The 12572-nt window shown below is 59.6% G+C and carries 10 protein-coding genes; 8 read left to right on the top strand and 2 right to left on the bottom strand.

From position 1 onward, the window contains the following. Positions 1-128: 128 nt before the first annotated feature. The 3 genes from trpD to lexA are packed head-to-tail and all read left to right on the top strand — an operon-like array spanning position 129 to position 2707. Positions 129-1163: an anthranilate phosphoribosyltransferase gene (gene trpD / locus HY2_RS05685; protein WP_034825634.1), complete on the top strand. Its 1035-nt coding sequence runs from the start codon at positions 129-131 to the stop codon at positions 1161-1163. Continuing rightward, positions 1160-1963 carry an indole-3-glycerol phosphate synthase TrpC gene (trpC, locus tag HY2_RS05680; RefSeq protein ID WP_034825505.1) on the top strand — a complete coding sequence of 268 codons (804 nt, stop codon included), beginning with the start codon at positions 1160-1162 and terminating at the stop codon, positions 1961-1963. Before trpD ends, trpC begins: the two co-directional genes overlap by 4 nt. Positions 1964-2023: 60 nt before the next feature. Beyond that, positions 2024-2707: a transcriptional repressor LexA gene (gene lexA / locus HY2_RS05675; protein WP_034825503.1), complete on the top strand. Its 684-nt coding sequence runs from the start codon at positions 2024-2026 to the stop codon at positions 2705-2707. On the opposite strand, the gene HY2_RS05670 is transcribed toward lexA, so the two are convergent. Further along, on the bottom strand, positions 2704-4833 hold the full coding sequence (locus HY2_RS05670; RefSeq protein ID WP_051594763.1) for a ComEC/Rec2 family competence protein: 2130 nt from the start codon (positions 4831-4833) through the stop codon (positions 2704-2706). The two genes, lexA and HY2_RS05670, sit on opposite strands and share 4 nt — an antisense overlap. A gap of 18 nt (positions 4834-4851) precedes the next feature. Here HY2_RS05670 and gltX point away from each other — a divergent pair, with 18 nt between their 5' ends. Both gltX and gltA read left to right on the top strand, forming a co-directional pair. Then, the gene (gene gltX / locus HY2_RS05665; RefSeq protein ID WP_034825501.1) at positions 4852-6321 is read left to right on the top strand and encodes a glutamate--tRNA ligase; all 1470 of its coding nucleotides are present in this window, start codon (positions 4852-4854) and stop codon (positions 6319-6321) included. Between the two features lie 39 nt (positions 6322-6360). After that, positions 6361-7665 carry a citrate synthase gene (gene gltA, locus HY2_RS05660; RefSeq protein ID WP_034825499.1) on the top strand — a complete coding sequence of 435 codons (1305 nt, stop codon included), beginning with the start codon at positions 6361-6363 and terminating at the stop codon, positions 7663-7665. 83 nt (positions 7666-7748) lie between these two features. Here gltA and HY2_RS05655 read toward each other — a convergent pair whose 3' ends face one another. After that, complete coding sequence (locus HY2_RS05655) at positions 7749-7907, bottom strand: entericidin A/B family lipoprotein (RefSeq protein WP_034825497.1); 159 nt, start codon at positions 7905-7907, stop codon at positions 7749-7751. Positions 7908-8067: 160 nt separating this feature from the next. Here HY2_RS05655 and purQ point away from each other — a divergent pair, with 160 nt between their 5' ends. The 3 genes from purQ (at position 8068) to HY2_RS05640 (ending at position 12538) form a co-directional block, all read left to right on the top strand. Continuing rightward, complete coding sequence (gene purQ, locus HY2_RS05650; RefSeq protein WP_034825630.1) at positions 8068-8736, top strand: phosphoribosylformylglycinamidine synthase subunit PurQ; 669 nt, start codon at positions 8068-8070, stop codon at positions 8734-8736. A 36-nt stretch (positions 8737-8772) separates the two neighbouring features. Further along, the gene (locus HY2_RS05645; RefSeq protein WP_034825495.1) at positions 8773-9783 is read left to right on the top strand and encodes an adenosine deaminase; all 1011 of its coding nucleotides are present in this window, start codon (positions 8773-8775) and stop codon (positions 9781-9783) included. Positions 9784-10117: 334 nt separating this feature from the next. Beyond that, on the top strand, positions 10118-12538 hold the full coding sequence (locus tag HY2_RS05640) for a TonB-dependent receptor plug domain-containing protein (protein ID WP_034825493.1): 2421 nt from the start codon (positions 10118-10120) through the stop codon (positions 12536-12538). Positions 12539-12572 lie beyond the last annotated feature (34 nt).

The raw sequence follows: 12572 nt of genomic DNA, 5'->3' as shown, positions 1-12572 counted from the left end.
CTGAACGCAGCCCTCCTGCCCTCAGTTCCATCAGCCCGCACCGATTGAGGCCCGCAATTGCGAGTTCAGGGTTGATTTCATTGCCCGCGGCAACCTATGCACCAGCGGACGCAATTCAGAGTCATGACATGTCAGCAGAAACTTCCCTTACCATTGCCCTGAAGGCGCTTGCGCGCCGCCAGCCTCTCGACCGGCAGATGCTGGAAGACGCATTCGACATGCTGCTCTCTGGTGAAGCAGCGCCGGAAGAGATTGGCGCTTTCCTGATGGGACTGACCGTGCGTGGCGAGACAGCAGACGAACTGTCTGCCGGGGCGACCATCATGCGCCAGCATGCCCGTAAGGTGCATGTCGAAGGCCCGGTCCTGGATACGTGCGGCACTGGCGGGCTGACCTGGAAGAGCCTGAATACCTCCACCGCCAGCGCCCTTGTCATCGCGGCCTGCGGTGGCCGGGTGGCCAAGCATGGCAATCGCTCTGTGCCCCCCAAATCCGGCTCTGCCGACGTGCTTGAAGCGCTGGGTGTGAACCTTGAGATTGACGAAGAAACCTTCCGCACCTGTCTCGACGGGGCTGGCGTGGCCTTCCTCTATGCCCGCACCCATCACAGCGCGATGCGCCATGTTGCACCGGTCCGCTCAAAACTGGGCATTCGCACTATCTTCAATCTGCTGGGGCCGCTCAGCAATCCCGCCAATGCCGAGTATCAGGTGCTGGGCGTGCCAGCTGCGGAATGGGTGCGCCCCATGGCCGAGACTCTGAACCGACTGGGCACCAAGCGTGCCTGGGTCGTGCATGGCATGGACGGTATCGACGAGATCTCCATCGCGGGCACAACAAAGGTCTGCGAAGTCATGGGCGGCGAACTGCGCGAGTTCGAGATCACGCCCGCCGATGCCGGGCTAGACACCAGCCCGCTCTCAACCCTGGAAGGCTCCAGCGTGCAGGAGAATGCCCTGGCGCTGACAGAGCTGCTGGATGGCCATGAGGGCCCGTTCCGGGATGTCGTTCTGCTTAACGCGGCGGCGGGCCTGCACGTATTCGGCAAAGCCGAGACGCTGAAGGACGGCGTTGCCATGGCAGCCGGCGCAATCGACACTGGCCGCGCCCGTGATACGCTTCGCAAGCTTGTTGCCCTCTCCAATGGACAAACACCTGAATGAGTACCGCCCTCGACCGGATTATTGAGTACAAGGTGGACGAGGTGGCTGCGCTAAAGCGCGAGCGTCCTCTTGCTGAACTGGCGGACCGAATACTAAAGGCGCGCAAACCGCGTGGCTTTGCACATGCGCTGGATCAGGTGGCCGGGCATGACGAGAACGCCCTGATCTGCGAACTGAAGCGCAAGAGCCCCTCTGCGGGGGACATCCTTCCCGGCGCAGACCCGGTCGCCATCGCGCAGGAATATGAATATGGCGGCGCAGCCTGTCTCTCCGTCCTGACGGATGGGCCGAGCTTTGGCGGTAGCCTGGATGACTTTCAGGCTATCCGCTCTGTCGTCACCCTGCCCATGCTGCGCAAGGATTTCATGATCGACTCCTATCAGGTGGTGGAGTCGCGGGCCTATGGCGCTGATTGTGTGCTGGTCATCATGGCCTGCCTCAGCGATGGCCAGGCAGAGGAACTGACCGGCACGGCGTTGGAACTGGGCATGGATGTGCTTCTTGAAACCCATAATGAGGAAGAGCTGGAGCGCGCGCTGAAGCTGCCCTCTCCGCTGATCGGAGTGAACAATCGGGACCTGAAGCGCATGGTAACAGACCTCAGCACGACTGAGCGATTGGCTCCGCTGATTCCAGACGGCAAGGTTCTGATCTCTGAGAGCGGCGTTTCGTCAGCTGAAAGCATAGATCGCCTGCGTAAAACCGGCGCGCGTCGCTTTCTGGTTGGAGAGAGTCTAATGAAAATGGAAGAAGACCGCGCTCAACTAGTCACAAAAATGAGAGTAACGGGTAAAGATTGACCCGAAGCATGAACACATATAGAACATAAGTGAACAGAGATTCGCTTAAGGGAGTGCCCGGTGCTTACCAGTAAACAGAAGGAATTGCTGCTCTTTATCAATGAGCGCATTCAGGCCACAGGCGTTTCGCCTTCATTCGATGAAATGAAAGACGCGCTGAACCTTGCCTCCAAATCGGGCATCCATCGCCTCATTACGGCGCTTGAGGAACGTGGCTTCATCCGCCGTCTTGCTCACCGTGCCCGCGCACTGGAAGTGCTGAAGCTGCCGGAATCGGCTTCGCCCGCCACCGCCCCGCGCGGTCGCAAGGAATTCAAGCCGGCACTGGTCTCATCAGGCAAACCTGCACAAGAGCCAAGCTCCCGTACTGTGCCGCTGATCGGACGTATCGCGGCTGGCCTGCCAATCTCTGCCATTCAGGAAGACAATGGCCAGGTGAACGCGCCTGATGGCCTGGCTGAGGGAGATGAGCATTTCGCGCTGGTCGTGCAGGGCGATTCCATGATTGATGCAGGCATTCTGGAAGGCGACATCGTGATCTGCTGCCGCACGGATACCGCCAATACTGGCGACATTGTCGTGGCGCTGATCGATGGTGAGGAAGCCACACTGAAACGCCTGCGGCGCAAGGGCGCTTCGGTGGCGCTGGAAGCGGCGAACCCGGCCTTTGAGACCCGCATTTTTGGGCCGGACCGGGTACAGGTTCAGGGTCGTCTGGTCGCGCTGGTTCGCCGTTACGACTAGTCCGGTTCTGCTGAAACAGGACAGGGGCGCCAGAGGCGCGGATTGCATCTGCCGCGCGTTTCTGTCATGGCCCCGCCGGTCTTCAGGGTGATGCCGTTCAGGCGCAGCACATCTTCCCAATAGATTGGAGGCGCGCAACCAGCCTGCGTGCCGGAGACGGACTGGCGGAGTTCATATTCGGCTTGGGTATCCGGAATGCATGTGGCGGCCGGAAGCTCGGGATCATTGAGGGCAATGCGGCCTGCGGCTGTCTCCAAGATGCAGGGCCAGCCAGCGCAAAGCTCTGCCGGTTCCAACGTACTGAAGCGCATGGGGGACAAGCCGTCGCCGTCCAGATAGGCGAGCCGCGCGATCTGCCCATCCGTCTGCCGCAGGAACACATCCCCTGACGGGCTCCAATGCAATGCCAAGGCAGGCGCGACGGTCCACACCCAGACAGCGGGTCCGATTGCCAGAGCAGGCAACAGGGCCCTGCCCCATCCCTTCGCTATGACGGAGACGGCCAGCGCGAGGCTGAGCAAGGCCAGCGTCAGGCCCGGCATCTGCTTGCCTGCCGAGATCATGGCCGGAGCATGATCGGTGCAAAAATGCGCGATCATCAGGATCACTTCCAGCGAATAACCAAACAGGCGCAGGCCAAAATCACCATACCCAAACGGCGTAAGGATCAGTGCGAAGGCCGCCAGCGGCGCGGTCGCAAAGGTAATCACCGGCATGGCCAGCAGATTGGCGAGCAGGCCAAGCCCGGCCAGACGGTCAAAATGGTAGAGCGCGAAGGGCGCGGTGGCAGTGCCCGCTACAAGCGAGGTGACGGCCAGTGAGGCCCAGCTATAGCTGAGCTTGCCCATCACCCGTTCCCGTGTCGCGCGGCGGTGGGTCCACGCCTCATAGGTCGCGATCAGTGCGGCGGAGGCTGCGAACGACATCTGGAAACCGGGCGTCATGACGCTTTCCGGCTGCATCAGAACCACAAGGATCATCGCGATGGAGAAAGACCGCATACTGAGCGCTGCACGATCAAAAAGCACCGCCCCGAACACGACGGCAGACATGATAAAGGCCCTCTGGGTGGAGACGCTTGCGCCTGAGACAATGAGATAGGCCAGGCTCGCCATCAGCGCCACGACGGCGGCTGGCTTCTGTACGGCCACGCGCAAGGCCAGCGGCTCTATCAAAGCAAGCGCGCGCCAAGTGAGGAAGTAAACCAGCCCGCCTACGATCGCCATATGAAGGCCGGATATGGCGAGCAGGTGCGCAAGGCCTGAATTGCGCAGGGCCTCCTGGTCTTCCAGACGCATATAGCTACGGTCGCCAGAGATCAGCGCGGCGGCAAAGCCCCCGGCCCGCTCTCCCGCAGCTTGCTGAACATGCCCGGCCAGTTGCCGCCTCAGCGCGGGGACTTTCAGGCCTATCTGCTGGCCCCATCCCGAAGGCGCGCCGAGTGTGCCGCCCCGACAGCGACCCTGCACATAGCCTACGCCGCCCAATTGCTCGAACCAGGCCTGACGCTGGAAGTCATATTCGCCTGCCATGGACGGCGCTGGCGGAGGACGCAGCACGGCCCAGCAACGCACGAAGCGGCCGGGCGAGACTTCCAGGCGGGCGCGGTGGGTCAGGCGGACATATTTCGGCGTCTCGGCGGGCGAATGCCTGGCCATGGCATGCACCTGAATGCGTAGGCGCGGGCCCTTTGCGCCGGGCTCAATTTCTGTCAGCCAACCTTCCAGCATGACGGGACGGGCCAGCCTGCCCTCAGCCGGGGCTACAACAGGGGCCGCCACAAGATGAGACCGCAGACTGGCTGCGCCAGCCCCCAGCGCGATACCGAACAGCATCCATATGGCAAGTTGCAAGCCATCCAGAACAAGGCTCCGACGGCTTATAATCACCAGGAAGAGCGCCCCTGACGGCAGGGCGAGTATGGCCCAGAGTGACGGCTCCCATGGCAGCAGAAAGTACACGCCTGCCCCAGCCGTCATCGAAAAGGCCAGCAGCAACGGCCTTACATCGACGGATGCAATCGACCATAGATCAGGCCATTCAACTGTATTGTGAGCGCGCTGCCCCTTGCCTTTGGCCGCAGTCTTGTGTTTCTGCGGCGCAGGCGCACGTATCGCGCCTGTCATGCGGAGCCTGCCTGTCCTATGAGCGTCATTACGCGTTTTGCCCCCTCTCCCACCGGCATGTTGCATATTGGAGGGGCTCGGACAGCACTTTTCAACTATCTCTATGCGAAACGGCACAACGGAAAGTTCCTTCTCCGCATTGAAGATACCGACCGCGAACGCTCTACCGACGAAGCGACCGCCGCGATTCTCGAAGGCATGGAATGGCTCGGCCTGACGGCAGACGAGAAACCGCTGATGCAGTTCTCCCGTGCGGGCCGTCACACGGAAGTTGCGTTGGACATGGTCTCCCGCGGCACGGCGTTCCGCTGCTATGCCACACAGGAAGAGCTGCAGGCCCGCCGCGATCTGGGCGAGGAAAAGCGCCAGGCCGCCAAGGCTGAAGGCATTTCCGAAGACGAGAAAGCCGCGCTGCTGGCAGAGGCCAATGTTCTGCTGGGACCTTACCGTTCCCCCTGGCGCGATGGTGCGCCTGCGCCGTCAGAAGACACACCCTATACGATCCGCCTGCGCGCGCCAGATGGCGGCGACCGGGTCGTTGAGGATGGCGTGCAGGGCACGGTGCGCATTCAGGCCAGCGAGCTGGACGACATGATCCTGCTGCGCGCTGATGGCACGCCGACCTATATGCTGGCCGTCGTGGTCGATGATCACGATATGGGCGTGACGCATGTCATCCGCGGGGATGACCATCTGCGCAACACATTCCGCCAGATCCCGATTTACGAAGCCATGGGCTGGGACATCCCCAAATATGCGCATGTGCCGCTAATCCATGGCCCGGACGGTGCGAAGCTGTCCAAGCGCCATGGTGCGCTGTCGACGCTGGCCTATCGCGAGATGGGCTATCTGCCGGAAGCGATGAAGGCCTATCTGCTGCGCCTTGGATGGAGCCATGGCGACCAAGAGATCTTCACCCAGGACGAGGCCGCCGCCGTGTTCGACATCGGCGGCATCAACAAGGCGCCTGCCCGGCTGGATATTGAGAAACTGGGCCAGATCAATTCCCACTTCCTGCGCCTGGCCGATGATGAGCGCCTGTTCTCCCTGCTGAAGCCCTATCTGGAAGCGGAAAAACCGCTGACCGAGGCAGAAATTGCCCGCATTCGCGCCGCGCTTCCGCATATGAAAGATCGCGGCAACACGCTGCCGGAACTGGCCGAGGCCTTTGCATTTCTGAAGGATATTCGCCCGATCGAATTGAACAAGAAAGCGCGCAAGGCTCTCAAGGTAGAGGGACTTGACCGGCTGGCCGGTCTGCGCGACGAACTGCAGCAATTGCCGCATTGGTCGGCTGAGACTATATCAACCGCAATTGGTTCCTATTGCACCGCACTAGACCTATCTATGGGGCAGGTAGGTCCGCCGCTACGCGCAGCACTGACTGGGGGGCTTCCCGCGCCGGATATTGCGCCGGTGCTGGAGTGGCTGGGCCGAGATGAAGCACTGGGACGGATTGATGATCAAATCGCGCAGGGCCGGGAATAGCCCCGGGCTCGCGCTGTAGTGAACAAGAAGGGCAAGTTGATGGAAAATAAAGTGAAAGACGCTGGTACCGCCAAGATTGAGGTAGACGGCAAGACCTATGACCTTCCGGTTTATTCCGGCACTCACGGACCGAATGTTGTCGACGTCCGTAAATTCTACGCCCAGTCTGGCCAGTTCACCTTTGACCCCGGCTTCACGTCCACCGCCAGCTGCGAAAGCCAGATTACCTTTATTGATGGTGAAGAAGGCGTTCTTCTGCATCGCGGTTACCCGATCGGCCAACTGGCCGGCAAAGCCACCTTCCCTGAAGTCTGCTATCTGATCCTGAACGGCGAACTGCCCAGCAAAGCCGAACTCGACACCTTCAACGAAGAGATCAAGCAGCATACCCTGCTCCACACCCAGATGGACCGTTTCTTTGACGGTTTCCGCCGTGACAGCCACCCGATGGCCATGCTGACCGGCGCTGTTGGAGCAATGGCCTCCTTCTACCCTGGCGCCATGGACAGTGAAGATCCGGAAGAGCGCCGCCTGGCCTCCATCCGCCTGATCGCGAAAATGCCGACGCTGTGCGCGCGCATCCTTAAGTACAACCTGGGCCAGAGATTCGTCGATCCGCGCAACGAGCTGTCCTATGCCGAGAACTTCCTCAGCATGTGCTTCTCCGTCACTGCGGAAGACTACAAGGTTGACCCGAAAATCGCCAAAGCGATGGACCGCTTCTTCATCCTGCACGCAGACCATGAGCAGAACGCCTCCACCTCCACTGTGCGTTTGGCCGGCTCTTCCGGCGCGCACCCATTCGCAGCTGTTGCCGCTGGTGTTGCCTGCCTGTGGGGCCCGAGCCATGGCGGCGCAAACGAGGCCTGCCTCAACATGCTGCACGAGATTGGCAGCGTTGACCGCATTCCGGAATTCATCGCCCGCGCGAAGGACAAGAATGACAGCTTCCGCCTGATGGGCTTTGGCCACCGCGTGTACAAGAATTACGACCCACGCGCGACCGTGATGCGCGAGTCCGCTCACGAGGTTCTGGACCTGCTGGGCCTTAAGGATCAGCCGATCCTGAAAGTTGCCATGGAGCTGGAGCGGATCGCTCTGGAAGACGAATACTTCGTCGAAAAGAAGCTCTACCCGAACGTGGACTTCTATTCCGGCATCATCCTGGATGCGATCGGTTTCCCGAAGCAGATGTTCACTGTGCTGTTCGCCCTGGCCCGTACCGTCGGCTGGATTGCCCAGCTGAACGAGATGCTGGACGATCCGACCCAGCGTATCGGCCGTCCGCGCCAGATCTATACCGGCGCCGCCATGCGCGACTATGTGCCGATGGATCAGCGCTAAACGCACCTCCTGTCACAGGACATAAAAAAGGCCCCGGCATTGCGTCCGGGGCCTTTCTTTTTGGGCGGCCCAAAGCAGGCCTGTCAGTCTTTCTTCGAGATCTTGTCTTTGACGTCCCGCGCCGTATCGGCCACGACTTCGCCGCCAGCCTGAACGTCCCTGCCGACGCCCTCGACCGTGTTGCAGGCCGTCACCATGGGCAGCGCGGCGAGCGCCAGGGCGGCAATCAGAATTTTTTTCATCTCTCGTCTCCCGGACAATTAAAGCGCGCCCAGAATGTGCCCGACGGTCGATTCCGGCAAGATCGTAACGCCAGGATGCGGCAATCAGCCTGACCGATATGACGCAATGACGGCAAAAGCCTGTTCCCTTCCTGCCCGACTCCCTGCTAAAGGCCTGCGCATGAAAACTGCCGTGATTGTCTTCCCCGGATCGAATTGTGACCGCGACGCGCATGACGCCCTCGCCAAAGTAACGGGCAAGGCCCCTGCCATGGTCTGGCACAAGGATGGAACCATTCCTGAGGGCACCGACCTCGTTATGGTACCGGGCGGATTCTCCTATGGAGACTATCTGCGCTGCGGCGCGATGGCTGGCAATTCTCCGGTAATCTCTCAGCTGCATGCCCATGCCGAGCGCGGTGGCTATGTTCTGGGCGTCTGCAATGGCTTCCAAATCCTCTGCGAGACGGGTCTGCTGCCGGGTGCCCTGATGCGCAACGCATCGCTACACTTTGTCTGCCGCCCGCAGGCGCTGAGTGTGGAAAGCGCGAACACCGCCTATACATCCGCTTATGAAGGCAAGCGCGAGGTCATCATCCCGGTCGCCCATCATGACGGTAATTACTTCGCCGATGATGCGACGCTGGACACGCTGGAAGGCGAAGGCCGTGTGGCGTTCCGCTACAGCAATGGCCACAACCCGAATGGCTCTGCCCGGGACATTGCCGGCATCCTTAGCGAGAATGGCCGCATCCTGGGCATGATGCCCCACCCAGAGCGCGCAATTGGCGGTCATGAGGGCGGTACAGACGGCCTCGGCGTATTCGAAAGCTTGCTCTCGGCCGCCTGATCCGGCTCTATGGGCCTGTCTGACAGGAGCCCTCACATGTCCGCACATTCCGACCTCATCGCCCGCCTGCCGAAGGCCGAGCTGCACCTTCATATTGAAGGCAGTTTCGAGCCGGAACTGATGATGGCGATTGCCGAGCGCAACCGGGTCGACATCCCGTTCAAGACGCTGGAAGAGGCCAAGGCCGCCTATGATTTCTCGAACCTGCAGGAGTTCCTGGATATCTACTATCAGGGCATGAATGTGCTGCGCACCGAACAGGACTTTCACGACATGACCTGGGCGTATCTGGAGCGCGTGAAGCAGGACAATGTCGTGCATGTCGAGATGTTCTTCGACCCACAGGCCCATACCGAGCGCGGCGTGCCTTTCGGTGTTGTGGCCGAGGGCATTCTGGCCGCGCTGAAACGCGGTGAGGCCGAGCTGGGCATTACGTCAGAACTGATAATGAGCTTCCTGCGTCACCTGTCCGAGGGCGCCGGCTTTGTGCTGCTGGATGAGTCCATTCCGTGGCATGAGCATTTCATCGGGGTGGGCCTCGACAGTTCAGAGGTCGGCCACCCTCCCCTGAAGTTCAGAGGCCTGTTCGAGCGCTGCCGGGAGCTGGGCTTCAAACTGTGCCTGCATGCCGGTGAGGAAGGCCCGCCGGAATATGTACGAGAGGCCCTGCTGGATATTGGCGCAGACCGGATTGACCATGGCAACCGCGCCATGGAAGACCCTGCCCTCATCCAGGTGCTGCGCGACACACAGACTCCGCTGACCAATTGTCCACTCTCCAATTTGTCGCTTTGCGTGCTGGATGATCTGAAAAAGAGCCCGGTGAAGACACAGCTGGAAGAAGGCCTTCTGGTCTGCGTCAACTCCGATGATCCGGCCTATTTTGGCGGCTATATCAACCAGAACTACGAAGCGATTTCAGAGGCGCTGGACCTATCGGCGGGCCAGATCATCCAACTCGCGCGCAATAGTTTTGCGGGGTCCTTTTTGCCAGAAGATGCGAAAGCGCGATACATTCAGGCGGTTGATACGGCGGCCACTGCATAGCGCCTCCTCAGAGCCGATCATTCTCCCAAAAGTAGATAGCGGCGCACCGATTTTCTACCTATGATAACTAATTGATTCTTTTATCAATTCACCTTGCCCGCAATGGGCTTAAGTACAGCTGACAGTGCAATTGCCTAATTCTTACTCACTGGGCCAATTTTGATTATCGGATGTGCTTATTAGGTTACAAGAGTGTGACACTGAAAACACAATTCTGAATTGACTTACGTTAATCCCGCAAATTCTTGCCTTACAGACCTGTAACGTACCCCCTTAGGCGACTACTTCTTGCCCGTGGGGCGTAATAACCATGATTACAGGAGTAAACTGCAAGATGACCAAGTTGCGGACATTGCTCGTCACGGCCTCAACCTTTGCCGTGGCTACAGCTATAACTCCCGCATTCGCACAGGATGACACAGCCCAGACATCCGACGAATTGCGGCAGAGTGAAATCGTCGTTACCGGTACACGCACGGCAAACCGTACAGCTCTGGAAACAGCTGTTCCTGTCGATGTGTTCCCGGTAGAAGAACTGACCGAGACCGGCCGCGTTGAACTGAACCAGATTCTGGCCACAACCGTGCCGAGCTTCAACTTCAACCAGACAGCCATCAATGACGGAACGGACATCATCCGCCCCGCTACCCTGCGTGGCCTGTCTCCTGACCAGACGCTGGTGCTGGTGAACGGCAAGCGCCGTCACATTTCCGCTCTGATCAACATCAACGGGTCTGTGGGCCGCGGCTCTGCTGCTGTGGACCTCAATGCCATTCCGACCAGCGCCATTGGCAATGTCCAGGTTCTGCGTGACGGCGCATCCGCCCAATATGGCTCCGATGCCATTGCAGGCGTGATCAACGTCATCCTGCGTGAAGCAGATCATGGCGGCGGCCTGAACATCCGCTATGGCGCTCACGTCACCGATCCGGAAGGCCTGAACCGCAGCGAAGTGGACGGTCAGACGACCAATATTGGCGGCTGGGCCGGTTTCGGCCTTGGCGACAATGGCTTCCTGACCGTCTCCGGCGAATACTCCCTGCGCCAGCGCAGCAACCGCGCCGGTCTGGATCCGCGTCAGCAATTCCCAAGCGACCCGGCATATGATGAAGCAGAACGCACCTTTGACCGCCTGAACCATGTTTATGGCAACGGTCGTATGGAGAATATCAACTTCTTCTTCAATTCAGGTTACACGCTGAACAATGGTGTCGAGCTGTATGCCTTCGGCGGTGTGCAGGAACGTGAAGCGGAAAGCCCAGGCTTCTACCGTCGTGCCAACGACTCCCGCAACATTCCTGAGATCTATCCGGGCGGTTATCTGCCCCTGATTGGTGGGGATGTCACGGACTACAGCCTCGGCGGCGGTGTGCGCGGCCAAGCTGGCGGCTGGGACTATGATGTCAGCGCCGTCTATGGCTCCAACGAGCTGGACTATTCTGTCAACAACTCGCTGAACGTGTCACTTGGGCCGACCAGCCAGACCTCCTTCGATGCCGGCTCGCTGGCCTTCGATCAGGTCACGGTCAATGCGGACATTGTGAAGACCTTTTACAACATGCTGCCGGGTGAAACCTCGCTGGCCTTCGGTGCGGAATATCGTGACGAAAGCTTCGAAATCACGGCAGGTGAAGAAGCTTCCTACATTCAGGGCCCGTTCCCGGGCGCTGCAGGTAGCCAGGTGTTCCCAGGCTTTACGCCGGAATCCGAAGTGGACGTTAGCCGCGATGCTGCCAGTATCTATGGCGAAATCGAATGGGTGCCGAACGAGAAGACCCTTCTCTCCGCAGCCCTGCGGTATGAAGACTATTCCGACTTTGGCGATGCTGTAACCGGCAAAATTGCTGGCCGTTATGACTTTACGGATCAGGTTGCCATTCGCGGTGCGATCGCAACGGGCTTCCGCGCCCCGAGCCTTCAGCAGCAATACTTCACGGCCATCTCCACCAACTTTAGTGATGGTGTGCCGTTTGAAGTGGGTACGTTCCCGGCTACGTCTCCTGCAGCTGTAGCCCTCGGCGGTGGCCAGCTGGATGCGGAAGAATCGACCAGCTACTCCCTGGGTACGGTCATCACGCCGACAAGTGACTGGTTCATCACCATTGATGCTTACCAGATCAATATCGACGACCAGATCTTCCTGACGGAAAACCTGGATGGCGATGATGTGGACGCGGTTCTTGCCGCTGCTGGCGTCACTGGTGTAGATCAAATCCGCTTCTTCCAGAATGGTATCGAGACCGAAACCAAAGGTGTCGACATCGTCACCAAGTATGGTTTCGACTTCGACGCCATGGGGACGCTGGATGTGTCTGCTGCGTTCAACTATTCCAAGACGGAAGTCACCTTCGTTCCTGAGAACACTGCGATCCCGTCTCTGGTTCTCTTCGGTCGTGACCGTACGCTGACCCTGGAGGAAAGCGCACCGGAGACCAAGCTGATCCTGAACGCGGACTACACCTATCAGCAGGCTGACTTCAACCTGCGCGCCACCCGCTATGGTGACGTTCTGGTGCCGTCCAACAACCCCAACAATGACTTCACTTTGGAATCCGACTGGATCCTCGACGCCTCTGTCGACTTCCATGTCTCCGAGAAGTTCAGCGTCGGCATCGGTGCGGACAACATCCTGGACGAGTATCCGACCATGACGCCGGATGGCCTGAACTTTAACGGGATCTTCCCGTATTCAAGCCGCAGCCCCTATGGCTTCTCCGGTCGCTTCGTCTACGCCCGCGCCAGCTATAACTGGTAAGCAGGTGACCTTTCATCATCGCCTTCCGGCCTGA

This window comes from Hyphomonas pacifica (assembly GCF_000682675.1).
Classification (GTDB): domain Bacteria; phylum Pseudomonadota; class Alphaproteobacteria; order Caulobacterales; family Hyphomonadaceae; genus Hyphomonas; species Hyphomonas pacifica.
The sequence above is the reverse complement of the archived record's forward strand: the minus strand, read 5'-3'. Positions and strand labels throughout refer to the sequence as shown.

Bases quoted from the DNA above. Each gene is read 5' to 3' on its own strand.
- trpD (WP_034825634.1), top strand. From the start codon at position 129: ATGTCAGCAGAAACTTCCCTTACCATTGCCCTGAAGGCGCTTGCGCGC.
- trpC (WP_034825505.1), top strand. From the start codon at position 1,160: ATGAGTACCGCCCTCGACCGGATTATTGAGTACAAGGTGGACGAGGTG.
- HY2_RS05670 (WP_051594763.1), bottom strand. From the start codon at position 4,833: ATGACAGGCGCGATACGTGCGCCTGCGCCGCAGAAACACAAGACTGCG.
- gltX (WP_034825501.1), top strand. From the start codon at position 4,852: ATGAGCGTCATTACGCGTTTTGCCCCCTCTCCCACCGGCATGTTGCAT.
- gltA (WP_034825499.1), top strand. From the start codon at position 6,361: ATGGAAAATAAAGTGAAAGACGCTGGTACCGCCAAGATTGAGGTAGAC.
- HY2_RS05655 (WP_034825497.1), bottom strand. From the start codon at position 7,907: ATGAAAAAAATTCTGATTGCCGCCCTGGCGCTCGCCGCGCTGCCCATG.
- purQ (WP_034825630.1), top strand. From the start codon at position 8,068: ATGAAAACTGCCGTGATTGTCTTCCCCGGATCGAATTGTGACCGCGAC.
- HY2_RS05645 (WP_034825495.1), top strand. From the start codon at position 8,773: ATGTCCGCACATTCCGACCTCATCGCCCGCCTGCCGAAGGCCGAGCTG.
- HY2_RS05640 (WP_034825493.1), top strand. From the start codon at position 10,118: ATGACCAAGTTGCGGACATTGCTCGTCACGGCCTCAACCTTTGCCGTG.